This is a genomic window from Ralstonia psammae (assembly GCF_958405935.1).
GTDB lineage: Bacteria > Pseudomonadota > Gammaproteobacteria > Burkholderiales > Burkholderiaceae > Ralstonia > Ralstonia psammae.
In genome coordinates this window covers 639694-665378 of sequence record NZ_CATZBU010000001.1, presented here as the reverse complement: position 1 = coordinate 665378, position 25685 = coordinate 639694, and the positions used below count along the sequence as shown (strand labels likewise).

At 60.7% G+C, this 25685-nt stretch carries 21 protein-coding genes; 11 read left to right on the top strand and 10 right to left on the bottom strand.

What is annotated here, in order from left to right; all coding sequences use genetic code 11:
* The first annotated feature begins 40 nt into the window (after positions 1 to 40).
* From R2N16_RS03235 to ltaE, 7 genes are all read left to right on the top strand, one after another.
* Positions 41 to 943 (top strand): GNAT family N-acetyltransferase, encoded by a 903-nt coding sequence (locus R2N16_RS03235; protein ID WP_102064274.1) that lies wholly within the window; start codon positions 41 to 43, stop codon positions 941 to 943.
* Between the two features lie 81 nt (positions 944 to 1024).
* Positions 1025 to 2302 carry an NAD(P)/FAD-dependent oxidoreductase gene (locus tag R2N16_RS03230; protein ID WP_102065118.1) on the top strand — a complete coding sequence of 426 codons (1278 nt, stop codon included), beginning with the start codon at positions 1025 to 1027 and terminating at the stop codon, positions 2300 to 2302.
* Complete coding sequence (locus R2N16_RS03225; RefSeq protein WP_102064275.1) at positions 2299 to 3756, top strand: aldehyde dehydrogenase family protein; 1458 nt, start codon at positions 2299 to 2301, stop codon at positions 3754 to 3756. The genes R2N16_RS03230 and R2N16_RS03225 overlap by 4 nt, the downstream gene beginning before the upstream one ends.
* A gap of 50 nt (positions 3757 to 3806) precedes the next feature.
* Positions 3807 to 5033 carry a M20 aminoacylase family protein gene (locus tag R2N16_RS03220; RefSeq protein WP_102064276.1) on the top strand — a complete coding sequence of 409 codons (1227 nt, stop codon included), beginning with the start codon at positions 3807 to 3809 and terminating at the stop codon, positions 5031 to 5033.
* A 145-nt stretch (positions 5034 to 5178) separates the two neighbouring features.
* Entirely contained in the window at positions 5179 to 5913 is a 735-nt protein-coding gene (locus R2N16_RS03215) for a cupin domain-containing protein (RefSeq protein ID WP_102064277.1), read from the top strand.
* 2 nt (positions 5914 to 5915) lie between these two features.
* The gene (locus R2N16_RS03210; protein WP_102064278.1) at positions 5916 to 7241 is read left to right on the top strand and encodes an NAD(P)/FAD-dependent oxidoreductase; all 1326 of its coding nucleotides are present in this window, start codon (positions 5916 to 5918) and stop codon (positions 7239 to 7241) included.
* Between the two features lie 172 nt (positions 7242 to 7413).
* On the top strand, positions 7414 to 8478 hold the full coding sequence (gene ltaE, locus R2N16_RS03205; protein ID WP_102064279.1) for a low-specificity L-threonine aldolase: 1065 nt from the start codon (positions 7414 to 7416) through the stop codon (positions 8476 to 8478).
* A gap of 165 nt (positions 8479 to 8643) precedes the next feature.
* Here ltaE and R2N16_RS03200 read toward each other — a convergent pair whose 3' ends face one another.
* The 4 genes from R2N16_RS03200 to R2N16_RS03185 all read right to left on the bottom strand — a co-directional run bounded on the left by R2N16_RS03200 (position 8644) and on the right by R2N16_RS03185 (position 12914).
* Positions 8644 to 9768 (bottom strand): porin, encoded by a 1125-nt coding sequence (locus tag R2N16_RS03200; protein WP_316664131.1) that lies wholly within the window; start codon positions 9766 to 9768, stop codon positions 8644 to 8646.
* Positions 9769 to 10091: 323 nt separating this feature from the next.
* Entirely contained in the window at positions 10092 to 10769 is a 678-nt protein-coding gene (locus R2N16_RS03195) for a 4-hydroxythreonine-4-phosphate dehydrogenase (protein WP_180815151.1), read from the bottom strand.
* 1 nt (position 10770) lies between these two features.
* Positions 10771 to 11769 carry a 4-hydroxythreonine-4-phosphate dehydrogenase PdxA gene (gene pdxA, locus R2N16_RS03190; RefSeq protein WP_316664129.1) on the bottom strand — a complete coding sequence of 333 codons (999 nt, stop codon included), beginning with the start codon at positions 11767 to 11769 and terminating at the stop codon, positions 10771 to 10773.
* A gap of 23 nt (positions 11770 to 11792) precedes the next feature.
* On the bottom strand, positions 11793 to 12914 hold the full coding sequence (locus R2N16_RS03185; RefSeq protein WP_102064281.1) for a four-carbon acid sugar kinase family protein: 1122 nt from the start codon (positions 12912 to 12914) through the stop codon (positions 11793 to 11795).
* Positions 12915 to 13001: 87 nt separating this feature from the next.
* Here R2N16_RS03185 and pdxR point away from each other — a divergent pair, with 87 nt between their 5' ends.
* Positions 13002 to 14486, top strand: coding sequence for a MocR-like pyridoxine biosynthesis transcription factor PdxR (gene pdxR, locus R2N16_RS03180; protein WP_316664128.1), 1485 nt, complete (start codon positions 13002 to 13004; stop codon positions 14484 to 14486).
* Between the two features lie 14 nt (positions 14487 to 14500).
* Here pdxR and R2N16_RS03175 read toward each other — a convergent pair whose 3' ends face one another.
* From R2N16_RS03175 to R2N16_RS03150, 6 genes are all read right to left on the bottom strand, one after another.
* Positions 14501 to 15973 (bottom strand): NAD-dependent succinate-semialdehyde dehydrogenase, encoded by a 1473-nt coding sequence (locus R2N16_RS03175; RefSeq protein WP_027678536.1) that lies wholly within the window; start codon positions 15971 to 15973, stop codon positions 14501 to 14503.
* Between the two features lie 4 nt (positions 15974 to 15977).
* Positions 15978 to 16973 (bottom strand): homoserine kinase, encoded by a 996-nt coding sequence (locus R2N16_RS03170; RefSeq protein WP_102064283.1) that lies wholly within the window; start codon positions 16971 to 16973, stop codon positions 15978 to 15980.
* Between the two features lie 19 nt (positions 16974 to 16992).
* Positions 16993 to 18405, bottom strand: a complete 1413-nt coding sequence (thrC, locus tag R2N16_RS03165) for a threonine synthase (protein ID WP_102064284.1) — start codon at positions 18403 to 18405, stop codon at positions 16993 to 16995.
* 214 nt (positions 18406 to 18619) lie between these two features.
* Positions 18620 to 19948, bottom strand: a complete 1329-nt coding sequence (locus R2N16_RS03160; protein ID WP_102064285.1) for an NAD(P)/FAD-dependent oxidoreductase — start codon at positions 19946 to 19948, stop codon at positions 18620 to 18622.
* A gap of 42 nt (positions 19949 to 19990) precedes the next feature.
* Complete coding sequence (locus tag R2N16_RS03155) at positions 19991 to 20917, bottom strand: 2-hydroxyacid dehydrogenase (protein ID WP_102064286.1); 927 nt, start codon at positions 20915 to 20917, stop codon at positions 19991 to 19993.
* 194 nt (positions 20918 to 21111) lie between these two features.
* Entirely contained in the window at positions 21112 to 22242 is a 1131-nt protein-coding gene (locus tag R2N16_RS03150; protein ID WP_316664127.1) for a DSD1 family PLP-dependent enzyme, read from the bottom strand.
* A gap of 729 nt (positions 22243 to 22971) precedes the next feature.
* On the opposite strand from R2N16_RS03150, the gene R2N16_RS03145 reads away from it, so the two are divergent.
* From R2N16_RS03145 to R2N16_RS03135, 3 genes are all read left to right on the top strand, one after another.
* Positions 22972 to 23778, top strand: coding sequence for an ABC transporter substrate-binding protein (locus tag R2N16_RS03145; RefSeq protein ID WP_316664126.1), 807 nt, complete (start codon positions 22972 to 22974; stop codon positions 23776 to 23778).
* A gap of 222 nt (positions 23779 to 24000) precedes the next feature.
* Complete coding sequence (locus R2N16_RS03140; protein ID WP_027678529.1) at positions 24001 to 24657, top strand: amino acid ABC transporter permease; 657 nt, start codon at positions 24001 to 24003, stop codon at positions 24655 to 24657.
* 7 nt (positions 24658 to 24664) lie between these two features.
* Entirely contained in the window at positions 24665 to 25441 is a 777-nt protein-coding gene (locus R2N16_RS03135) for an amino acid ABC transporter ATP-binding protein (protein WP_102064289.1), read from the top strand.
* The last annotated feature ends 244 nt before the right edge of the window (positions 25442 to 25685 follow it).

The window sequence follows — 25685 nt, the reverse complement described above, 5'->3', positions numbered from 1 at the left end:
CGGCTGCGCTGACTGGCGAGGCATAACATGGGTAGGCTCAATGAAACAGGAATGCTTTGTAAGGGCACCTTCTTCCGCGACGACTCTTCGATATCGAGTGTTCGCACGGTCCGATATACCTGCAGCCCATGCGCTTTCAAAGGCGTTCGGCTGGGCACATAGGCCGGAAGATTGGCAATTTTCCGTAGACTGCGCGACGGGCGTCGTCGCGGAAGAAGGTGGTGTTGTCGTTGGTACAGCGTTGTGCTGGAAGTTCGGAACGGACCGCGCGTCTATCGGCAACGTCATCGTGTCCCCAAACCACCATGGCAGAGGCATTGGCCGCAAGTTGGTGGAGATGCTCATCGGAGAGTTGGGATCACGAGAAATTTTTTTGCATGCGACACAGGCGGGCCGACCACTCTACGAAAAGTTGGGTTTCACCGAGTGCGGTTCGCTGGAGCAGTATCAGGGGACCGTCGTCAATGCGACGCCTGTCGTTTTGCCCGACGGTGAGCGGATTCGGCTGGCAACGCCTGAGGACTTCCCCCACCTTGCCGACATGGCTTCACGCGCCTCCGGCCTGGAGCGCCGTGCGATTTTGTGCGCCTTGTTCAAGCTTGGGGACAGCGTAGTACTCGAACGTGGTGGCGAGATTATTGGATTCTCGGTGCTCCGCCGCTTTGGCCGGGGTTACGTCATTGGCCCCGTGGTCGCGCCGCATTCGAATGAAGACGTTCGCGCCATGGCACTGATCAGTCATTGGCTTGCGGGACAAGCCGGGGAATTCATTCGTATCGACGTCCCTTCCGGAGCTACTTTTGGGGGCTGGCTCAGCGAACAAGGATTGCACCGAGTCGATGTTGTTCCAAAGATGGTCCGCAACGCCCCTGCCGATGCAACTAGTGGCCTACCCGATCGGGCTGGCCGGTATTACGCGGTTATCAGTCAAGCTATGTTTTAGGCTGGGTCCAATGAATCGTTGCGGGACACGGCTGCCGGTTATTACGACGAGTTCTTTCCGCTTGCGTGCTCGAGGCTTGTGATGCATCTCCGTTCTTACTGGCTTGATACGTCGGAGTCGTTCGTTAGCCATTCCACTGAGCTACCAAGCGGGAACTGCGATGTGGTTGTGGTCGGTGGCGGTATCACAGGCACGGCGGCCGCACTGGCGCTCAGTAAAAAAGGCGCACGCGTCGTTGTGTGCGAGGCGGGAACCGTAGGACAGGCCGCATCAGGGCGCAATGGTGGCATGTGCAACAACGGCTTCGCGCAGGACTACGCTTCGCTGTCGCAGCGTATTGGCACGGAGCTAGCCAACCGGTTGTATGTGGCGTTCGACGCGGGTGTCGACACGGTCGAGCGTCTGGTCAGGGAGGAGTCGATTGATTGCGATTTCGCCCGCCACGGAAAGATCAAGCTCGCCGCCAAGCCAGAGCACTTCGACAAGCTCGCACGAAGCCAGGCGTTGCTGGCGGCGAGCGTTGACCCCGACACACGCATTGTGACGAAGGCCGAGCTTCGAGATGAGATCGGCTCAGACCGTTATCACGGCGGACTGATTTTCGAGAAGAGTGCCGGAATGCATGTCGGTCGCTACGTGCGAGGTCTTGCCAACGCCGCGCAAGCGCGCGGGGCACACGTTCTCGAGCATACGCCGGTCCTGGCTTTAGAAAAGACGTCAGGCAACGCATACGTGGTGCGCACCCCGCGCGGGCAAATTCGCGCGCAACAGGTATTGCTGGCCAGCGGGGTTTCTCAAGTCGGGCCATTCGGTTGGATTCGACGCCGGATCGTGCCTGTCGGCGCTTTCATCATCGTCACGGAGCCTCTGCCGTATGACCAACTGGCCCGGTTGATGCCGGCCCGGCGCATGGCGACCGACACCAAGAATTTCGTCAACTTCTTTCGTGTCACGCCCGACCATCGGCTGCTGTTTGGTGGCCGCGCGCGGTTCGCAACATCCAATCCGACGTCGGACGAGAAGAGCGGTCTGATCCTGCGCCAGCAGATGGCCACGGTGTTTCCCGAACTGGCCCGTGTGCGCATCGACTACTGCTGGGGCGGCATGGTCGATATGACGGCCAACCGGCTGCCGCGCGCTGGTCAGCGGGAAGGCGTGTACTACTCGATGGGATATAGCGGTCACGGCACCCACATGGCCACGCTGATGGGCACGCTGATGGCTGAAATCATGGAAGGACATGCCGATCTGAATCCATGGAAGGACTTTGAGTGGCCTGCCATCCCTGGCCACTTTGGCAAGCCGTGGTTTTTGCCGTTCGTTGGCACGTGGTACCGACTTATGGACACACTGAGATGAGTTCACCTGTACGTCACCTGGCGCAAGCCGGAAGGTTGGATCGGTTCTTTATTGGCGGCAAATGGGTTGTGCCTCAGGGCAGTGATCGAATTGCTGTCATCTCGCCGTCTACCGAAACGGCGCTCTGCGAGATTCCGCTCGGCAACGCGCATGATGTCGATCGGGCGGTGCACGCCGCCCGCATCGCGTTCCAGACGTGGTCGGCGACCTCGCCGCAGGCGCGCGCAGCGCTACTGAACAACGTTCATGCCTTGCTGCTGGAGCGGGCCGAACTGTTCGCCACAGCGCTCGCAGCGGAAATGGGTGCACCGATCAGCTACGCGCGCGCCGCGCACGTGCCGTTGGCGGCGGAACATATCAGGGTGGCGCGCGACAACCTCGCGAGTTATCCGTTCCGGACCCAGCGCGGAACCACAGCGATCACGCGCGAACCCATTGGCGTGTGCGGACTTATTACGCCCTGGAACTGGCCGATCTATCAGATCACGGCGAAGGTCGGCCCAGCATTGGCCGCCGGCTGTACCGTCGTCCTGAAGCCGAGTGAGCTGTCGCCACTGAGCGCCTTGCTTTTCGCAGAGGTCATCGCGGATGCTGGCATTCCTGCCGGCGTTTTTAACCTCGTGAGTGGCAGCGGCGCGGAAGTCGGCGCATCACTCGCTTCGCACCCTGAAGTCGACATGGTGTCGATCACAGGTTCGACGCGCGCTGGCGTGCTGGTCGCACAGGCCGCCGCGCCGACCGTCAAGCGAGTGGCGCAGGAGTTGGGCGGCAAATCACCCAATATTGTGCTGCCTGATGCCGATCTGCCGCGTGCCGTCTCAATGGGCGTGGCCGGGGCGTTCCGGAACATGGGTCAGTCTTGCAGTGCGCCGACCCGCATGATCGTGCCGCGCGCGGCCTTGCACGAGGTGGAGGCGCTGGCCGTTGCAGCAACGGAGCAGATGGTTGTCGGAGACCCGTTCACCCAAACCACGACGCATGGTCCGCTCGCCAATCGTGCCCAGTTTGACCGGGTGCAGCACATGATCGAAGCGGGCATCGACGAGCAGGCAAAGCTACTCACGGGCGGCCCGGGCAGGCCATCGGGATTCGGCGCGGGCTTCTATGCGCGACCGACGATCTTCTCCGAAGTTCGCACCGATATGACGATCGCCCAGCAGGAGATCTTTGGGCCCGTTCTTGCCATCCTTCCTTACGACACGGTCGAAGAAGCCATCACCATTGCGAACGACACGGTCTACGGACTGGGTGCGCATGTGCAAGGCACGGACAAGGAGGTGATGCGTGCAGTAGCCGCGCGCATCCGGTCGGGGCAGGTGCATCTGAACTATCCGGCGTGGGATCCGCAGGCGCCGTTCGGCGGCTACAAGCAATCGGGCAACGGCCGCGAGTATGGCGTCGAGGGCATGGAAGAGTACATGGAAGTCAAGTCGATCCTCGGCTTCTACGATTAGAACAGCGGCCACGCCTGACGCTGTGACGGCGCAGACGTGAAGCAGCTTGCATGACACAGGTGTTGAGATTGGAAACCCCTACAACCCTTGAGCCGTTACTACGACAGCATCATTCGCACTGGGCGAAACTGCGACGCGACCTGCATGCCCATCCCGAGCTGCGCTTTGAAGAGCACCGAACGGCGGATGTCGTCGCGCGTGAGCTTGAGGATATCGGCTATAAGGTTGTGCGGGGCCTGGGTGGCACGGGCGTGGTAGCGAGCCTGCCGGGCGCTACACCGGAGCGAGGAATCGTCCTGCGGGCAGATCTGGATGCGTTGCCCATTCGCGAGGCCAATGCCTTTGCTCATGCATCCGTCCAGGAAGGTGTCATGCATGCCTGCGGGCATGACGGCCATACCGTGATGTTGCTGGGGGCGGCTCGTATCCTGAAGGAAATGCCACAACTGCCCGGCACGGTTCATTTTGTGTTTCAGCCCGGAGAAGAAGGCGGCGCAGGCGCGCGGAAGATGATCGACGATGGGCTGTTTGAGCGATGCCCGACGGAAGCGGTCTTCGGCATGCACAATTGGCCTGGCTTGCCGGCCGGGCAATTCGGATTGCGCACGGGCCCCATCATGGCCGCTGGCTCGCGATTCAGGATCACCGTCACGGGCAAGGGCGCCCACGCCGCACAGCCGCACCTGGGCCTCGACCCGATACCGCTGGCGTGTTCCATGGTGCTGCAATGTCAGACCATCGCTGCGCGGCAGAAGGATCCTGCAGATCCGGCCGTCATCTCGGTCTGCATGTTCAACGCGGGCGACACGGACAACGTCATACCCAGCCGCGCCGAGTTGCGGGGCACGATCCGCACGCTGTCGTCGGACTTGCTGCAACGGCTGCAAAGTGACATCGAGCAGATGTGCAATGGGCTGGCCGCTGCCTATGGCGCGCAGGTCGAAGTCACATTCTTCCAGTACTACCCCGCCACCATTAATACGCCGGACGAGACGGCGCTTTGCGAGGCGGTCATACGCGAGACGTTTGGCGGGGCACGCCTGCACCGCGACGTGCCGCCCAACATGACGTCCGAAGACTTCGGTTTCATGCTCGAGGAGCGACCGGGCACATACGTGCTGATCGGCAACGCCTCGAGGGGATGCGCTGCGCCGGGCCTACACCACCCGCAATACGACTTCAACGACGACATCATTCCTGCCGGTGTGCTGTATTGGGTTGCTCTGGCGCAGCGTTACTTCGGCACGCCGGGGCACCAAGGACTGCGCGAGGAATAGCGAAGGAAAACGTCCGTTCGCGACTGGACTGCCATGCACTGGAGCCCAGGCGCTCGGTGTCACATTTGCCCGTGAAGGGGCCTGCGTTTCCGGCAGGTCCCAGCGGGGTATTTGCAAAACCAATACACCACATAGGAGGAACAACATGACCAGAGCAATCGTGCTGCACCGTGCCGGAGGCGAGCCTTTTTCCACGTCCTTCAGCAAGGCAGCCTTTGGCGAAAATGACCCTTTCGCGCAGCAGCGCGAAATCGCGTGGAGCGGTGCCGATTCGATGGCCGCTGGCCGTATCAGCTTTGTGGGCGAGCTGGATGTACATAGCTTTCCTCACATTGAAACGATTGTTGTCGTAGAGGGGGAGCTGACGCTTGAAGTGGCTGGTGGTACCTCGCTGGTACTCGGTCCGCAAGGCGGGGCGGTCATCGGCGCAGGTACGGCGCTGCGCGTCAAGGCGCAGTCGCCTGCGCAGTTCGTATTCTGTGCGGCCGCCAGCAAGGGGCCAGCGCTGCCGGGTCTTTTTCCGCTTCGCGTCGATGCGGATTTCAAGCCGTCATCGTCACTACCAGCGGAGGTGCTTCTCGGTCCGGCGCCGCAATGCCGCAGCGACAACGTCTTCACCGATGAGGGTATGGAGTACCGTGCGGGTACGTGGGATTCGACGCCGTACCATCGGATCATTCGTCCACATCGTCAGAACGAGTTCATGCAACTTCTTGCCGGTGGTGTGCGGTTCGCCTCGCCTGACGGCAGCGTTCTGTCGCTGAGCGCTGGCGACGCGCTGTTCGTGCCGCAAGGTGCAGCGATCGGGTGGGAAAGCAGCGATCGCGTGGCCAAGTTCTACGTGACACAGAACGTCCAGGCCTTAATCGAGCGAGCATAATCATGTCCCCTCCGCTGCTCTTCATAGAGTCTTCCCCTACGCTGCCGACAGCCGCAGATGTGGTCGTGATCGGCGGGGGCATCATCGGCGTATTTGCTGCCTACTACATGGCCAAGCGAGGAGTCTCAGTCGCCTTGGTCGAAAAGGGACGCATCGGCGCCGAGCAGTCGAGTCGCAACTGGGGCTGGTGCCGGCAACAAAACCGCGATGCTCGCGAGTTGCCTCTGGCAAGCAAGAGCCTTGATCTGTGGGAACAGTTCTCCATCGAGTCTGGCGAAGACGCCGGGTTTCATCGCTGCGGGCTCCTGTATCTCAGCAACGATGACGAAGAGTTGGCACGTTGGGCGAGTTGGGGTGAGTTTGCAAAGACCGCAGGCGTGACAACATACATGCTCGACGGCCGGCAGGCTGCTGAAAGGGGTCGAGCGACCGGCAAGTCCTGGAAAGGCGGGGTCTTCTCGCCTACCGACGGAACAGCCGACCCGGGGAAGGCTGCGCCCGCTGTGGCAACGGCACTTATGAAGCTCGGCGGCAGCGTCAATCAGCAGTGTGCGGCCCGTGGCATCGAACTGCAGGGCGGGCACGTTAGCGGGGTGGTTACGGAAGCGGGGGTCATCAAGACCAAAACCGTTGTGCTTGCAGGTGGCGCCTGGGCGTCGGCGTTCTGCCGGCAACTCGGTGTCCGTTTCCCTCAGGCATCGATTCGCCAGTCCATCCTGAGCGTATCTCCTGTGGACGATCCCTTGCCGGACGCGCTGTTTACAGCGGGGATATCCGTTACACGCAGGAACGATGGCCGCTATGCCCTCGCCATCAGCGGCCGCGCGCGCGTGGACGTGACGCCGCAGTTTTTGCGGTTTGCACCCCAGTTCGTGCCGATGTTTGCCAAGCGGTGGCGGAGCCTCCTGCCCGGTGGGCTGGAAGGCGTCCGCGGCGGGCATGAGACGCTGAAGCGATGGCGGCTTGATGCGCCGACACCCATGGAGCAGGTGCGGATTCTTGATCCGAAGCCCGATCCGGCCACGATCCGGGAAACGCACCGGCGCGCTGTCAAGCTGCTACCCCAGCTCCGCGATGCGAAGGTCACTCATGCCTGGGCCGGTTTCGTCGATAGCACGCCCGATGGTGTTCCAGGCATTGGTGAAGTCCCCGGTATCCCGGGCTTGATTTTGGCAGCCGGATTCTCCGGTCACGGTTTTGGCATCGGTCCTGGCGCGGGTCACTTGGTTGCCGATCTTGCCACCGGTGCGAATCCGATCGTCGACCCGCGGCCGTATCAGCCCTCCAGATTCGGTAAATCCGCTTGGGGAAAGGTCGCCGATTTCTAAGCGATGCTTGCGCATTGAGCGCAGGCGTCATTCCGCAATAAAGGTACCCAACGGTGAGCTTTCTCCCTCACCGTTGACGCCTCCAGTTAGCGGCAGGATGTGCGGGGGGGCTGGCGACCCGTCGTTCCTTCGCCGATGAGAGGCAAGTTCACGATTGACTGTTGAGGAACCCATGAGCGATTTTCGCAGTGACACCGTCACCCTGCCCACTCCTGCTATGAAGCAGGCAATGATGGAAGCGCCGCTCGGTGACGACGTAGTAGGGGAGGATCCGACTGTCAACCTCCTACAGGAAACTGCTGCTGCGATGCTTGGCTTCGAAGCGGCACTGTTCGCGCCCAGCGGCACGCAAACTAACCTGATCGCGATGATGACGCATTGCCAACGCGGCGACGAAGCCATCGTAGGCCAGCAGTGGCATACCAATCGCTGGGAAGCCGGCGGTATGGCGGTGCTCGGCTCCATTCAGCCGCAGCCACTGGAGCACCAGCCCGACGGCACCATCGCCCTGCACGACATCGAAGCCGCCATCAAGCCTGACGACCCGCATTTCGCTCGCACGCGCCTCGTCGTGGTTGAAAACACGTTTGGCGGCAGAGTACTGCCCATGCAGTACATGCACGACGTCGCTGCCTTGGCGAAGCGTCACGGATTGCGTTCGCACATCGATGGGGCACGTCTCTGCAACGCCGCGGTGGCGCTCGCCGATGGCGGCGATCCGCTGCAGCGTGCGCGTGAACTCTGCGAAGGTTTCGACTCGGTATCGCTGTGCCTCTCAAAGGGACTCGGTGCGCCGGTGGGATCGCTGCTGCTGGGCTCGCACGATTTCGTCCGCCAGGCGACGCGCGTTCGCAAGATGCTGGGCGGCTCCATGCGTCAGGCCGGATTGCTCGCCGCGGCTGGCTTGCACGCGCTGCAGCACCACGTGCATCGCTTGGCCGACGACCATGCCAATGCGGCCATGCTGTCGCGCGGGCTGGCCGAAGCTGCAGAGGGCAATGCTCGATTGCGCGGCCGCTTCAGGGCGCATCCGGCGCAAACCAATATCCTGTTCACCGACATCGATCCGACTATCGCTGACGACTTTTTTGCTCATCTTGAAGCGAGCGACATCAAGGTGAAAAGCGGTGTCTATCGTGGTGAAGAAGGCGCCATGCGCCGCATCCGCTGGGTCACACACCTCGATGTGAGCAGCGCAGATGTCGAGCGCGCTATCAAGGCGACTGCATCGTTCTGATTGCGTCACCAACATGGTTCCATCGGAAATAAACCGATGGAGCCAGGCATCTTCTCAATTGGAGCAGAGCACCGCATCCGCTTGCCTGCGAATACAAAAAGGAAGCGCCGCCCTCTCGGCCTTTGTGCGAGAGGGCGGCGCAACGATCATGCCGATGCGTGGCTGTCAGAAGCGCGTGCGCATCCCCACTCCTACACCTGTCCGGTTGTTTGCCCCGCCAAACGTTCCCAGAGGACTGTTCGGATCGGTAATGGACGCAGCGCTCAGCCGGCTGTAGTCCGCCTCAACATACACATCCGTGCGTTTGGACAAGCTGTACATCGCCACCAGGTAACCCGTCTGCACGATGCCCGAATTGCCCTGCGCCACGCCCTCAACGTTGTCACGCATGTACGTGGCGATGAACCGCATCGCAGGTGTTGCCTGATACGTCACGCCCACCGCACCGAGCCGATCGTGGCGACGCGACGTTTGCGTGTTGGCACCCAAGACGGTATTGGCATTGCTGCCAATGCTGGTGTTGGCAAGCGGCGTTGAGGTTCCGCCCGCACCGATGGCAAAGCCCGCATCACGGCGCGAGTCGATGTAGTAACCGTGCAGCGTGATGCTGCCGAACGTATACTTCGCACCGGCTGTCCAGAGCACCAGGTCATTGCCGTTCGCGTCACGAGACTGTTGGCCAGCGCCACCGATCTTCAGACCGCCAACGTCGTACGTTGCCGCCAACTGCATCGTCCGGCCGCGACTCGCGTTGCCCGCTTGCTCCCCAAGCGAGTATTGCCCATTCACCTTGAAGCCACCCCACTGGTTCGAGTAGTCCAGCGTGTTGTCATAGCGTAGACCGGTCAGTCCGCTCTCCCAGCTGTCTTCGGAATAGTTGCCCACGCCGATCGGGTCGACATCGCTGACGAACGAGTAGGTCGCGCCATATTGCCGCCCGAGCTTGAGGGTGCCCAAGGTGCTGTTGGAAAGGCCGACCCAGGCCTGCCGGCCGAACAACTGACCTTGTTGACCGCTCTTGCCCGTATCGCTGGCGAAGCCGCTTTCGAGCGTGAAGATGGCCTTGTTTCCGGAGCCGAGGTCTTCTGCGCCGCGCAGGCCCCATCGCGGTCCATTGAAGGCGCCGTCGCTCAGCGCGATCTGGCTCCTTGGCCCGTTCGCGCTAGGCTGGTTGGTCGTGTAACGAATGGAAGTGTCGATGACCCCATAAAGCGTGACGGAGCTCTGCGCCAGGCTGCTCCCGGCGGCGCAAAGCAGCGTCGATGCAATTGCACACTGCGTGATTCTCATTTTGTGGCCCTTAATAGTTGTGGAATACAACTGGAAAGCGTGGCCCCTTTTTGTGGAGGCTCTGATTTCAGGGTGCGTGCTGGCCGGGATGTCGCCCGGGCATGGAGACACACAACCTCGAGGAGAACGAAATGCAGGGTCGCGGCTGATTGAAATCAGCCGAAAGCTGATGTGCTGCTTGCTTACCGGCAACGTCCGCCGGCATGGCTTCAGCCACCGGCGGATGGGCGAGGGCGTTTAGCGTAGGTACGTGACGTTGCGTGATGAGTCCGCCCCGTATCTGCCGGGCAACCGATGGTCGATGCTTGACCGACACATCGGCATCACGCAGTCACACCTTCGATATTGAAGATCGTATTGATCTGGGCTGACAGACGGCGATCGACAAACGCTTCCTGGAACAGTGCGCTGCCCACAGTGAAACCCCACGTGTTTGCTTGGATCATGGCCTTCACGCGGGCTTCGCGGTCGATACTGCCTGCGGCAATGACCGGTACGCCGACCGCCTGAACAACACGCTTGGTCAGTTCGGCCGGATCGCCTTCACCAGCAAAGCGATATGCGAGCAGGTCCAGGCCGTGTACGCCGGGCATTGATGCAATGCGGCGAGCGTCCTCGACGATCTCGTCCATCGTGCCCTGGAGCACAGTGGGATGGCCAACCGTGTGGCCGGCGAACGGAAAGTACTGAATTGCCGACCCGCGCAGCAGCGACAGCCCGTCTTCGACGTGCCGCCCACCCAGCAGGTAGTCCACGCCGATCTCGAGTGCGGCAGTGATCGATTCCAGCTCCGCCGCGCGGCTGGTTGCGACGACTTCCAGCATGACTTTGCGGCCATCCGCGCGGATTCGCTGCGCGAGTTCCTTCAGCGCGGTGATGGGCAAGCCGACGTCCTTGAAGCCGACGTAGTGTAGGGGGCTGTCGCGCAGGTTGTCGTAAGTGGCAATCGCGTCGCTGACGGTAGCGTCGTTTTCGGTCAGCATCAGGATGAAGTGGGACACATCAGGCTCCGGTAGAAAAAGTGTGGCCCGCTTGCGGGCGAACGAACTGGTGAGCGGTGCGCAAGGCAAGTTGCAGGCTGGCCGGGTCGGCAATGCCCTTTCCTGCTATATCGAAAGCGGTGCCATGGTCTGGGCTCGTGCGCACGAAGGGCAGACCGACAGTGATGTTCACGCCGTCCTCGACACCTGCAAGCTTGACGGGAATCAGACCCTGGTCGTGATACTGCGCAACCACGATGTCGAAGCGCCCACGGCTGGCGTTCATGAATACGGTGTCGCCGGGCCACGGCCCGCTGGCATCAATGCCTTCGGCTTGCGCGAGCCGGATCGCGGGGGCGATGATGTCGAGGTCTTCGCGGCCGAACAGGCCGCCTTCGCCCGCATGCGGATTCAATCCGGCGACCGCCACGCGTGGGCGTTCGATACCGAGATCGCGCATGGCTCGGTGTGCGAGGCGGATGATGCGTAGTTCACTCTCGACCGAGAGTTTTGCGATGGCGTCCAGCATTGAGCAGTGGACCGTCACGAGAATCGTGCGCAGCGTCGGATTGACGAGCATCATTGCGTAATCGCGGGTGCCCGACAGGTCCGCCAGCATTTCGGTGTGTCCGGGATACGGCACGTGTGCCGCCCCAAGTGCTTCCTTGTGAATTGGGGCCGTACAGATGCCTGCGATGTCGCCCCCGACCGCGAGCTCGATGGCCATACGGATTGCATTGAACGCGGCCTCTCCTGCAGCGGCACTGACAGCGCCAACGGCAAGGTCCTCTGGCAGTGCGGCCGCGCCAGGCACCTGCAAGACTTCCAGCACGCCGGGCTCTGGTGCGACCTCTGCTACCGAATTGACCTCGCGTATGGTGAGTTGGACGTCAAGTGCGGCGGCCTGTCGGCGTAACACACCTGCATCGCCGATCACGAATGAGGGCTGCTCAACGCAGAGCGCCGCATTGGCAAACGTCTTGACGATGATTTCCGGCCCGATGCCGGCCGCATCGCCCATCGTGACGGCGATCAGTTTCTGCTTCATGACTTTGTCCCGGCCAGTAAGTGGATGCAGGTCAGCAGGGCTTCGTCGTCTCCGAAGCCCCCTGCCTTTGTGATCATGGGGAATGTGCGGTCAGCGGTTTGGACCACGGCTAGGGGCACCCCAGGCATGACCTCGCGGCACACGTGCAACGATACGGCCGGCAACGCATCGATAATGCGGCGCGCGGTCTCGCCGCCGGTTACGACGAGCCCGTCGCATTGACCGCTGGTAATGCCATCCGCAACTTGCTGTACCAGCTCACGCAATGCAGCCTGTGGCGGAGTGCCGATAGGCAGACGGGCTTCGCTAGTTGTAAGCACGTGGACTTTGCACGCTGTTCGCGCGACGGCGAGTTGCCTGCGTGACCGCGGATTCATGCTTCCGACGACGAGCCACGGATGGCGTGCCGACGGCACATCTGACGCTCCTGCAGAGCTGCCGCTGTTGCGGCGATCGGCCGGTGTCCATCGCGAGTTGGGGAGGACGCGGGCAAGCCCGCGCAGCAAGCCTGTTGAACCGGCGAGGAGCACATCAGGTGCTCCCGCGAATCGAGCAACGATCGCATCCAGTTCCGCTTCAGTACGTGCATCCACGACCACAGCGTCATGCACGTCCAGCAGCGCCCGAGCATGCGCTGCGTCATTTGCGATCTGTACGTTGACGCCGTGCGCCTGGAACAGCACGGGGATGCTGGACTCGCGCACCGGCAGCGTGGGGTCACGCCCGAATGCGGTTTCGTGGACGGGCACGCCGTCCACCAGCACCCGTCCTGCTTCGAGCGTGCGTCCAGCGGAGGGGAAGGCGGGCGCGAGCAGAAGCTTGCGCCTGCCGGAAGCGGCAAGCGCGCGCACGCAGTCATGTGCCACGCGACCCCGCAGCGTCGAGTCGAATTGCAGCGTCAGCACCTCGGCATCGCGCCATGCCGTTGCTGCGCGCGTGACGCCGTCGTGGTCGCTCGAAAGAGGTGATTCGCGCGAATCGGTGTCAAGGCTGACGACCTCCGCACTATCGCAGCCGTCGGGTCGGACGAGGACTGCGGTGTTCCAGCCCCGCTCGGCAAAGCAAGCTGTTCCGTCCAGCGCGCTGGTGAAATCGTCAGTAATGATGCGGATGCGCATGGCGATCCCGTGTTATCTTTGGTTCATCAATTCTGACGATTTGTACAGAATTTTTAAGAACCAAAATCGGAGCAATTTGGCGCGTTTATGGTTGCAAATCACTCGTCGAGGCAGCCGCTGCCTGCGCTCGTCGCCCTCGAACTGGACCGGGTTTCAGGTGGGCCGGTTTCCCGCCAGATTGCACGGCAATTGCGCGAAAAGATCGCCAGCCATGTGGTGCCGGCAGGCACCCGGCTACCCCCGAGCCGCGACCTCGCGACCCAGCTGACGGTGGCCCGCAACTGCGTTGTCGATGCATACGACGAACTAATCGCCGAGGGCATCCTGGAGGGGCGCGGACGTCACGGCACCTTCGTTGCCACAAGCGTGTCTTCTGTCCCTGCCACGGCGATACAGCCGGCTTCGACTCCCTTACTGCTGGCACGAATAGGCGAGGTCCTGCGGAGGGAGCCTGAACCGCCGGAGGGTTCCGGGCATGACTGGCGGCCTGGACAGGCCAACGCGCGGACCCTGCCGCTTGAGGTATGGCGCAACGCCTGCCGTGAAGCCGGGCGCCATTTGCCGCCCCAGAGCTATGGCGATCCGCGCGGAGAACCGGGGCTTAGACGCGCGATCGCGGAATGGCTGGGCGAACACCGATCCGTCAACGTTGGGGCGGAACAGATTGTCGTGACGCATGGCACAGGTCATGCCCTGCAGCTTGCGGCGCATGCACTTCTCAAGCCGGGTGACCTGTGCGCGACTGAGGATCCAGGTTACGCCGGTTCGACGTCGGCCTTCCTTCGCTGCGGTGCATCGCTGCGCTACGTGCAAGTGGATGCTGAAGGCGTTCTGGTTGAGAGGATTGCGGGAGACGGCGCCGTGCCTGTCCTTGCCCACGTAACACCGGCGCATCAGTACCCGATGGGAGGGCGGCTGTCGGGGCCGAGGCGCAGAGCGCTCGTCGAACTTGCGCGTGCGCACCGGATGCTCATCCTGGAGAACGAATACGACTGCGAGTTCCATTACGCAGGAACGAACCATCCACCGATTTTCAGCCACGCGCCGGAAAGCACGCTGTTGCTGAACACATTCGCCAAGGCTGTCAGCCCCTCGCTACGGCTGGGCTTCATCGTCGCGCCTCCCGCCGCCGCCGCAGCGCTGGCTGGGCTTGTCGAACGGGAGCGTGCACATGTGTCGTGGCCGGTGCAGAAGGTCGTTGAAACCCTGCTGGTGTCTGGAGAGCTAGATCGACACCTACGCAGGGTGCGGCGGCACTATGGGGATATGCGGAATGCCATACGCGAGCGGCTGGCGCCCTACGCCGACGTGGTGACATTGGCTGGCGACGAGGGCGGGCTGCACGTGGTCATCTCGGGCCGAAACCCTGCGTGGGATCAGGTCTTGCGAGCCGCATTGCGCTCCCATGGCGTCGTCTTCAATGATGTTCGGGATTTCACCGCGCGTAGGTCAGACCCCGGCGGCTTTCTGCTTGGATACGGGCATATGGATAGCCAGGCACTGACGCAGTCGCTGGACGTGCTCGAGGCGTGCATCCAGGGAGTTGCACCCCTCAGACGTCGGCCGCGATGAGCACACCCGGCTCTTCATTCGAGATTGCCCTGGCACAGGTACTTGATCGACAGGTAATCATCGAGGCCGTACTTCGACCCTTCACGCCCGTAGCCGGACTCTTTCACACCGCCGAAGGGTGCCGCTTCGCTCGAAAGCACACCTTCGTTGATGCCGACCAGCCCCGCTTCCAGCAGACGAGCAATACGCTCTATACGGCGGAGATCCTGGCTGTAGAAATAGGTTGCCAGCCCGAACGGTGTGTCGTTGGCGGCGTGGATTGCCTGCGCTTCGTCATCGAAGCGGAACAGCGGAACCACCGGGCCGAAGGTTTCCTCGCAGCTCAACCGCATATTGGGCGTGGCGTCTGCTAGCACGGTGGGCGCGTAGTAGTTCTTGCCAAGCTCTGGTAACCGCTTGCCACCAGTGAGTACCCGGGCGCCGTGGTCTATTGCGTCCTTGACATGACTTTCGATCTTCTCGACGGCGCGCGCATTGATCATGGGCCCGATGAGTGCATTCGGATCGGTTGCTGGCGCAACCTTCAGCGCGGCAACGCGCGTTGCGAGGAGGTCGGCAAACTTCTCGTAGACCGGCGCTTGTACATAGACGCGATTCGGCGATACGCATGTCTGACCGCCGTTGCGGAACTTGGCCGCCATGAGCCCCGTCACCGCAGCTTCGAGGTCGGCATCCTCGAACACGATAAAAGGTGCATTGCCTCCCAGCTCGAGCGACAGCTTTTTTAACGTGCCAGCTGACTCCTGCGCGAGATATTTGCCCACCGGCGTCGAGCCGGTGAACGTGATCTTGCGTACGCGGCCGTCGTCCAACCACGCTTTGACCGAGCCGACTGCGTTGTCGCGCGACGCGCTGATGAGATTCAACACACCAGCAGGAACGCCGGCTTCGTGCGCCAGGAGCACCAACGCCAGCGCAGTGAGGGGAGTGTCTTCCGCGGGCTTGCCGACCACGGTGCAGCCGGCCGCGAGTGCCGGCGCGATCTTGCGCGCGATCATCGCGAGCGGAAAGTTCCACGGCGTGATTGCCGCGACAATCCCCACCGGCTCCTTGATGGCTGTCATGCGTTTGCCGCGCTGCTGCTGGGGGATGACATCGCCGTAGATGCGCGTGGCCTCATCAGCGAACCAAGCGACGTAGGATGCACCGTACATGACCTCACCGCGACCTTCTGCGAGCGGTTTACCCTGCTCTAGCGAGATGAGCCGAGCCAGCGAATCAGTGTGCTCGAGGATGAGGGCGTACCAGCGACGCAAAACAGTGGCACGGTCCTTCGGCAAGGTATCTCGCCAGCCAGGGAAGGCGCGCGCGGCGGCGTCAGTTGCGGCGCGGGCATCATCGGGGCCGCTGTCCGCGACTTCTGTGATGACCTTGCCCGTTGCGGGATCGGTCACGGGAAAGCGCTTGCCGCTCGCTGCAGGAACCCACTGGCCGTCGATGAAATTATCGGCACGAATCAGATCGCGCAGTGAATATGATTTTGTCATGGGATCAACGTTGGTTTCGTGTCAAAAAAGGAGATGAACAGCGGTGAAGACACAACACACGGAAGAAATGCTCCGGATTGTGTGCGTGGAGTAGTGTCGATTCGCGGGGGAAATGCAGATCCATTAGGCGCGAAAGCCAGAATCGCAAGGCTGCCGCTCGGAGCACGGCAGGCAAGTGGCGATGCTCCTGTGGAGTCAACGGCCGAACCACTTCGTAAGCCTTGACGAAGGCGTTGGCCGCCGCCGGCAGCAGTGCTCCAGATGGATGATCGATGCACCAGTCGTTTAGACACACTGCTACGTCGAAGATGAATGTGTCGGTTCCAGCAAAGTAGAAATCAAAGAAACCCGACAGCGTCTGTGCGCCAGCTTTGTCGTTCGACTTAGATCCATCGGCGAACAACACGTTGTCGCGAAACAAGTCGCCGTGGACTGGGCCACGAGGCAAGTTCTGGTACAGGTGATCGTTGGCCAGGGTCTGCTGGAACCGCAACTCGTCAAGGAGCGTTTCGCGTTTGCTGCCGTCGAGAAACGGCAGGATCTGATCTGCGGCGTGAAACCACCAACCGTAGCCGCGCGTTGGGAACTGCTCCAGCCCAAAATCCCGACCAGCCAAGTGCATGCGTGCAAGCATTGCTCCGACTTGCGCGCAATGGTGCGGCGTCGGTGCCGGGCAATGCTGTCCCTCCAGCCTCGTCACAAGGCAAGCCGGTTTCCCGTTCAGTCTGAAGACAATCTGCCCATTGCGATCGGTTTTGGGCTCCGGAACGGGTATTCCCTTTCCAGCTAGGTGGAGCATTAGCTTCAGGTAGAACGACAGTTCATCTTCGCGCAGCCGCTCGAAGAGGGTCAGCACGAATTCGCCAGCGGTGGTGGTAACGAAATAGTTGGTGTTTTCGATTCCGCTTGGTATGCCGCGCAGTGAGGTCAGCTTTCCCGGTGTCAGCGACGCGATGAAGCCGGCCGCTTGTTCCTCGGAGACAGGCGTGAACACAGCCATGTTGAGTCCCCCGGCAAGCTCAGCAATTGCAGTGCTGTGCGATGTATGCCATCACCTTGTCAGCGGAGGGCTCAATCACCCGGCAACGCCGCGGGCGCTGTTCCAGGTCGGCCACTGAAGGAGGGCGCGGGGCGTCTTGACCCGTCGCCTGGCGCACGATCTCGTCAAACTTTAGCGGCTGCGCAGTCTCCAGCACGATGGTGCGCGTGCCGGGGCGCAGGTGTTCGCGCGCCACCTTGACGCCATCCGCGGTGTGCGGATCGATCATCATGCGATGACGTTCCCACGTGTCGGAAATCGTCTGCAACCGGTCTGCGTGTGTGCTCTTGCCTGAGACAAAGCCATAGCTGGCGATCTGGGCGAACGCGTGTTCTTCAAGCGTGAACTGGCCGTACCGTGGAAGCTCCGTACCAAACATCTGCGCCACGCGCTGCGCATCGCGGCCAAGCAGGTCGAAGACAAAACGCTCGAAGTTCGATGCCTTCGAGATATCCATCGACGGGCTGGAGGTAATCATGGTCTCGCGGCTGGTGCGCACACGGTACCGCCCCGTCTTGAAGAACTCATTGAGAACATCGTTCTCATTGGTTGCCAGTACCAGGTTCTCGATCGGCAGCCCCATCATGCGGGCGACATGGCCGGCGCAGATGTTGCCGAAGTTGCCCGACGGAACGCAGAACGAGACGCGCTCGCTATTGTCAGTCGTCGCTTGGAAGTAGCCAGCGAAGTAATAAACCACCTGGGCCAGCAAACGTGCCCAGTTGATGGAGTTGACCGTGCCGATGCTGTATTGCCGCTTGAAACCCAGGTCAGCGGAGACAGCCTTGACGATGTCCTGACACGTGTCAAAGCTGCCTTCAACGGCAAGGTTGTGGATGTTTTCGTCCTGCAGGCTGAACATCTGCGCCTGCTGGAATGGACTCATGCGGCCATGCGGGCTCAACATGAAGACCTGGACATTCCGCTTGCCTCGCATGGCGTACTCTGCCGCACTGCCGGTATCGCCCGATGTGGCGCCAAGGATATTGAGCTGTAATCCCCGGCGCTCCAACTCCACTTCGAACAGATTGCCCAGGAGCTGCATGGCCATGTCCTTGAAGGCGAATGTGGGGCCATCGGACAGGTTGAGCAAACTGATCGAATCGTCGAGCTTTCTTAGTGGGGTAATCTGCGTCGATCCGAAGATTTCCGGTGTGTAGGTGTTCGCAATGATGGTGCGAAGCGCATCGGCAGGAATGTCGTCGATATACAGCGAGAGAATCTCGAACGCGAGCTCGGCGTACGATAGGCCGCGCCAGCGACGTAGCGTAGCGTCATCGATCTTGGGATAGGCGGTGGGCATATACAGACCACCGTCGGGCGCGAGTCCTTCCAGCAAAATCTCTGAGAACCGACGGTTAACACTGCCGCCCCGGGTCGAGACATACCTCATAACAACACTCCTGCTCATGACTTTGAATAAGGTGGGAACCGGTCACTGCGGAACACCATAGTCAATCGGTTGAGCGGCGCCATCCCGTCCGCTTCGGCGGTGCGGGGAGCGACGCGGTTCCTTCGAGAGCCGTACGCGTGATGGCGAACCTCGCCGTTACGCAGCGGACGCGTGGCGCAAGCTTTCGCTCAGACCACGCACGCCAACTTTGCTGTCACATCATTTCCGGCACCTTGATGGTGGTGCCGTCGCTGAAACGGCTCAGACGGTAAGGCGATATGTCCATCATGGGCTTCGCGCCCGTCACCATGTCTGCGACAAGCTCGCCGGCCGCCGGGCCCAACGCAAAGCCGTGGCCGCTGAATCCAGTCGCGACGTAGAACCCGGGAACTTGGGCGACATCAGAGATGATGGGAATGAGGTCCGGCGTCGTGTCGATTGCGCCGGCCCACGCGTGCACCACCTGCAGATCGGCCAACTGCGGAATCGCTCGTTTGACGTTCTCGAGGGCAACTTTGACGAAGTCGAGATCGGGGCGCGGGTCGAGCACACGGCACCGTTCGAATGGCGACACCTGATCGAATTGCCAGCTTGCCCCGGCCTCTGGACCTTCAAACCAGGGCGTTGAGAATCGGTACTTGAGTTTCTTTCCGATATCGTTTCGATAATTGCGGTAGTACCTCAAGGCGTGCTTCACACCGAGCGGCGCTAGGTCGATACGCCCGAAACCAGGCACCGCCAGCGTGTATGCACCATCCAGGCGGCGGCGAAGCGCGAACCCGGGGCCGCTGAAGCAGCCGTTGATGGCGGCAGGAGCGACGGACGTACGCATCACGGTGCCTACGACATTGACCGCCGGGAGGTCAATGCCGTGACGGTTGCAAAAACGTGAACTCCACGCGCCGCCGGCGCAGACCACTGTGCTCGCTTTGATCAGGCCGCGCTCAGTCCACACACCACTCACGCGTCCAGCGCTGAACTCGAGGCCACGTACAGCGCAGTTCTGGTAGAGCAGGGCGCCACGGCGCTTCGCGCCCTCCGCCAAGGCAGGTGCTGCGCGCGAAGGCTCAGCGCACCCATCGTCAGGAGACCAGACGCCCCCAGCATATTGGGGACCCCCAGCAGGGACACGACTGTTCACCTCCGCTGAAGTGAGCACGTGGCTGATGAATCCGATGTCGCGAGCACGCTTGCACCACGCCTCCCACCGGGCGATGCTCTTCGCGTCATTGGAGGCATACAGAATGCCGTCACGGCGAAAGCCCAGGTCGATCTGGAGTTCATCGCGCAATTCGCTCCAACGTCGAACGCTGCGCATGGCAAGCGGCAGTTCGAAGATGTCGCGGTTCTGCTGGCGGACCCAGCCCCAATTGCGCCCGGACTGCTCCGCGCCAACAATGCCTTTGTCGAGCAGAGCCACAGATACACCGCGCCGTGCTAATTCATAGGCCGCGGATGTCCCGATGATTCCCGCCCCAATCACGACAACATCCGCTTCACCCACAAATCCCGGCGTGTCGTATACCTCTTCAACTCTGAGCATTTCAAACTTCCATTGTTGGCTCGGAAAACAACCAAGACAGACTTAATAACCGCGGGACGTATCGACGACGCCCACCAATGCTTCTTTGGCGAAATGCCTTCGAAGGCTGGTCGCCACGAAGTCCGCACTGCCTTCGGCATCCGTAACGCTCGCGACGTGGGGCGTCAGAATGATCTTCGGGTGCGACCAAAACGGGTGATTAGCGGGCAGCGGTTCGGTAGACGTGACGTCCAGGATGGCGCAACGCAGCTTGTTCGATGCCAGGGCTCCAAGGAGATCTTTCTCAACCAGATGGCCTCCGCGGCCAACGTTGATCAAGCAGGAGTCGTTGGGCAGTGCGTCGAATGTCCTCGTATTGAGGATGCCGCGAGTATCTTCAGTTAGTGGGAGGAGGCAAACGAGGATGTCGGTCTGAGAGAGAAACCGCGCTAGTTCATCAGACCCGGTAAATGTTGTGACGCCTTCAATCTGCTTCGAAGAGCGGCTCCATCCGTGAAGCTTGAAGCCGAAGGGCTTCAGACTCTCGAGCAGTCCTGTTCCCAAGACGCCAAGGCCCATGACTCCAACCCTCCGATGCTTCGCCGCAACGGTGGGCAACTGCTTCCAAGCGCCAGCACGCTGAAGATCGAGGTAAGCAGGCAAATTCCGGTGTGCCGCCAATACAGCCAGCGTAGCGTATTCGTTCATCCCGGCCGCCAGGCCTGGTTCGGTCATGCGCAATAACTTCACGCCTGGCGGAAGAAGGTTAAGGTCGATCTGATCTACACCTGCGCCGACGGAGAACACCAATTCAAGGTTTGGGAAAGCTTCCCCCAGATCCGGGGGCGGAACCCAGCAGGCGATGTATTTGATTTCCGACGGATCGCCTACGTCTGGCCAAACACGGAAATCAAGGCTCGGGAACTCGCTCCGCAGGCGCTTGCGCCAAACCTCGCCCCGGCGAGTGTCAGACTTAAACAGGAATGCCATTGACGGACGCTCGCGTACTACGATGCGGGTTTCGCTCGACCTCGCCGCGCAGTAGGCGTTGGCGGATGATCCCAGTGAGGTTCCCAGCATCGAGTTCATTTTGGTCGTTCATGATTCTTTCTGGCGTATGCATCCCACAATCATGAATGGCTTCTTTAGCGTTCCGGTTTGCTACGCCCAGTGCTCGGAACGCCTTACCAGCCGTAGAAGCGAGGCCAGGTCTGTACGGTGCCGTCAGCGTCGACAGCTTGATAGGCGGGATGCTGCGCTCCTGTTGCACACGCATGGTTAGGCAGGATTCGCAGACGCGTTCCGATAGGAAGCCGTTGCTCGATCTCGTGGTCCGGTGCGCCTGACCGTGAAATGATGCCGTGCTCCTGGTTTGCTGCACTCATCACGTACCCGTTCAGAACCTCGCCGCTCTCGCGGCAGACGATGCCGTAGCCGAAATCGTGTTTTTGGTTCTGTGTGCCGCGGTCGCGGCTCATTGCCATCCAGCCCGCGTCGACAATGGCCCAGCCTTTCTCTCTCTGGTGTCCGATCACGGTTGTCAGTACGCTCAACGCGATCTCCGAGATGTCATTGACGCCCACGTTGTGCATGACGAGATCGAACATGACGTAGACGCCCGCGCGAACTTCCGTGACGCCTTCCAGGTGCTCGGCGGTCAGCGCAGTCGGCGTTGACCCGATGCTTACGGTCTCACACGGAAGCCCAGTGGAGCGCAGGCGTTCGGCCGCACGTACGCAGCCAGAGCGCTCCTGTTCGGCCACACGGACCAATGCATCGTGTGTGTCGTAGTCGTAACTGGAGCCTGCATGCGCGAGCACGCCGCCCAGATGCATGCCGCCGTCAGCCAGCGTTCTTCCAACATCCAGCAGCACGTTGTCGTCAGGCGCGATGCCCGAGCGATGCCCGTCCACGTCGATCTCGATCCAAACCTCGAATCGTTCCTGGTGTTCGTTGCCAAAGGCAACGATGGCTTCGGCGCAGGCGATGCTGTCGGCGACGATCTTGAGGTCGCAGCCTTGTCGCCTGAGCGCAAGTGCCTGCGGCAGCTTGGCCGGAGCCATGCCGACCGCATAGACGATGTCACGGGTTCCGCTTGCGAAGAACTGCTCGGCTTCCTTCAGCGTAGAGACCGTGATACCGCGAGCGCCTGCGGCAACCTGCGCCTTCACCACTTGTTGGCATTTCGTTGTCTTGACGTGCGGCCGAAACGTGACGCCAAGCGCGTTCATGCGGCGCTGCATCCGATCAATGTTGCGGTTCATGCGGGCGACATCGATTAATGCGGCCGGCGTGTTCAACGACTCCAAATTCATCTGCGGCTCCTTGCGGCACTTTGCGCGACCGGCCTTTTGTACCGTTCTTGCGCTTGAGGAAGCGCCACTATAGGAGTGAGCCGCGAACTTGTGCTTAATGGCCGATAAATTGATCGTTAAGCACTATCGAATGCCTGGGCAACTTCATGGGTAACGCCCTTGAGTACCTGGCCGGTAAGGACGAATGCACCGACGCCGCGCCAAGTCAGACCGTATGTAGCTGATGCTGTCGTTATGGGTTCGCCGGGCTCAAAGCTGCTCCCGGATTGCCGCCGCAGGCGCTCTTGCTATCGGCAAGAGCGCTCACCATGCGGACTCCATTGCATTGATAGCCTGAGCATTAACCAGAATTTAACGAACAATTTATTGGATGTTAAGCACCAAAAAAACATTCTTCTCTATAGTTTGCCGCATGAGGTTATGCGACTTCGTTGCGTTCGAGTCTGGTGGAGGGCATTGCAGGCGGAGTAAAGATGATGAGAGCTTTGCGGTGTCGACGAAGTTGTGATCGTCGTGGGTCTTCGGGCAGGGCTGTCGTCATGATGCGAACTACCGTCGACTTCCGGCGATGTGTTTCGCCGCTTTCTACAACTGATCCGGTTTGCACTTGTTTTGTTGTTGAGCAGGGCTGCTGTTGCCTGCTGATTCCCATCGCGGTTGGGGCTGATCAAGCATCGCCTGTGTGCTTTTTCCCGCGATTGTCTGAAGAACTTTCGTTAAGGATCTGTCATGTATCTCTATACGTCGCAACGGGGTGCCGGTACGCATGAAGGTTTCGCTAGGAGCATTCTTGTCACTGCTGCCGTTGCTATCTCAATGGCTCTTGGCGCGAGCCATGTACGGGCAGACACCGTCAAGATTTCTGCGGGAACGACGCCTTCCAGTATCCCGAATGCATTTCTTGATCTGAAGACGCACGAAATACAGGGCGTCATGCCTGATGTGATCCGGGAAATCGGCAAGCGCGAAGGGTTCGACGTTTCTTTTAACGTCATCCCATTCTCGGCACTGATCCAGTCAGTGGTCTCGGACAAGATCGACCTTATCGTGGCCGGCATGACACCCACACCCAAGCGGGCAGAAGTGATTGACTTCTCCCAACCCGTGGCGCAGTTCGGAAAAGGGATCATCGTCAACGCAACCGACAAGAACGCCTATCGGACGATCGACGATCTGAAGGGCACCATCGTGGGTGCGGGCGCTGGCGAAGAGACCTCGGACGAACTCGTCAAGCTCGGCATCTTCAAGGAAGTCAAGCTCTACAACAACGGCGCGGATATGGCTCGCGACGTTGCACTGGGCCGCATTACGGCAGCGTTCAACGACTACCCGGTCCTAAAGGCTCAGGAGGCCGCAGGACGATTGGATGGTGTTCGCGTCGTGGACGGTTTTCAGCCGCTGCGAAGGGTGCCGATTGCATTCGGTGTGAAGAAAGGGAACACCGCCTTGCTGTCCAAGATTAACAGCGGACTAGGCAAGATCAAGGCTGACGGCACGCTCGACAAGATACTCAAAAAGTGGAACTTCGGGGATTGAACGGGAGTGCCACGTAATGTATCGCAGGCACTTTTTTTCTTGATGAGTGCGGGCCGTCTTGAGTCGGTGGCCCCGCAGGGGAGGCGCGCAGGTTAGTACGTGGGAGCTTTGGAGGCAGGCGAGTTGCAGAACGTGCGGGCGAGGGAGCGAGGTGGTCGATCCCGGTCACTCCGGCGCATGTTTTGAGCCGCCATGAATAGAACTATTATTAGAAGGTAGATCATGCGTTGGAGTGACGTAGTTGAATTTGTCCCGATATTGCTCAAAGGAGCAGGGATTAGCGTTTTCATCACGATCAGCTGTTTGCTGCTGAGTACGGCGCTGGGCCTCGTGTGGGCGCTTCTGAAGATGTCGCGGTTTGCTGCGGTCCGGCGTGCTGTCGCAACGTTGATCAACGTTGTACGCGGCTTGCCGATGATCGTGCTTCTCTTCTATATCTATTTTGTTTTCCCGGATATTCACCTGCGGCTGGACGCCCTCGAGGCGAGCATCGTGGGCCTCGCGTTCGGCTATTCGACATACGTTGCCGAGATCATTCGATCGGGCATCGAGTCTGTCGACCCAGGTCAATACGAGGCGGCGCAATCGCTCGGAATGGGAAAGGTCAAGACGATGACGCGCGTCATCCTGCCCCAGGCCATCAAGGTTGCATTGCCACCGTATAGCAACACGTTGGTTTCCATGCTTAAGGATTCCTCTCTTGCGTCCACCATTACCGTTGCGGAAATGACGCGCGAAGGTTCACTCATTGCCGCCGCGACTTTCCAGAATCTGACCGTCTACACGCTTGTGGCCATTGGCTATCTGGCATTGAGTCTCCCATTGATGGGATTGACGAGGCATCTCGAGAGACGCTTTGGAAAACACAAGGTGAAGTGAGGTTGTCATGATCGAAATTAAAGATCTGCATAAGAGCTTTGGCGGTGTGCGCGTGCTCAACGGTATTTCGCTGAATGTTCAGCAAGGCGAAGTGGTGTGCCTGATTGGCGCCTCTGGCTCGGGAAAGTCCACGCTTCTGCGATGTATCAACGCTCTCGAGTCCTACGATGCGGGGGAGATCAAGCTGCTGGATCAGCTCGTGGAACAGCGGTGCCGAAACATCAATCAGCTTCGTACCCAGGTCGGCATGGTGTTTCAGCGTTTCAATCTTTTCCCGCACCGGACGGCTCTGGAAAACGTCATGGAAGGCCCCGTGCACGTCAAGCGAGAGCCGCCCGATCAGGCACGCACCGAGGCTATTGCCCTGCTCCATAAGGTCGGACTCGGCGAAAAGACGCATGCATATCCGCACCAGCTTTCGGGCGGGCAGCAACAGCGAGTCGCGATTGCTCGTTCGTTGGCAATGAAGCCGAAAGCCATTCTGTTCGATGAGCCAACTTCGGCACTCGATCCCGAACTCGTGGGCGAGGTGCTGAGCGTGATGCGCACGCTTGCGCGCGAAGGCATGACGATGCTGGTCGTCACGCATGAGATGGGCTTTGCCCGTGAAGTCGCAGATCGAGTGTGCTTCTTGCATGCGGGACGCATCATCGAGGAGGGCTGTGCGAAGGAGGTCCTCAGTGCCCCACGCGAGGCGCGGACGCGGGAGTTTCTGCGCCACGTGCTAACGCACCGTGTTGACGGCTCCGACCCGCTCACCGGCGGAGCAGGGGCGGTGGCATGACGCAACGATGCGGGCGTCCGGTGAAGGTGCGCCGATAAGAAGAGGGTTGGCCCTGATTTGGTGGGGCCCTTTTTTTTGCAACAGCAGCGCAATCTCGCAAAGCGATCCAATGACGCGGCCGTCCCGTGAAGGTCGGTGCCCCAGCGCGGACTTTGGATAACGCTTCTACATGCGCGACCGTACTCCTCACCCGGAACCGGTTCGCTGCATTCTGAGGTGGACTCGAATGCCCGCCACACACACC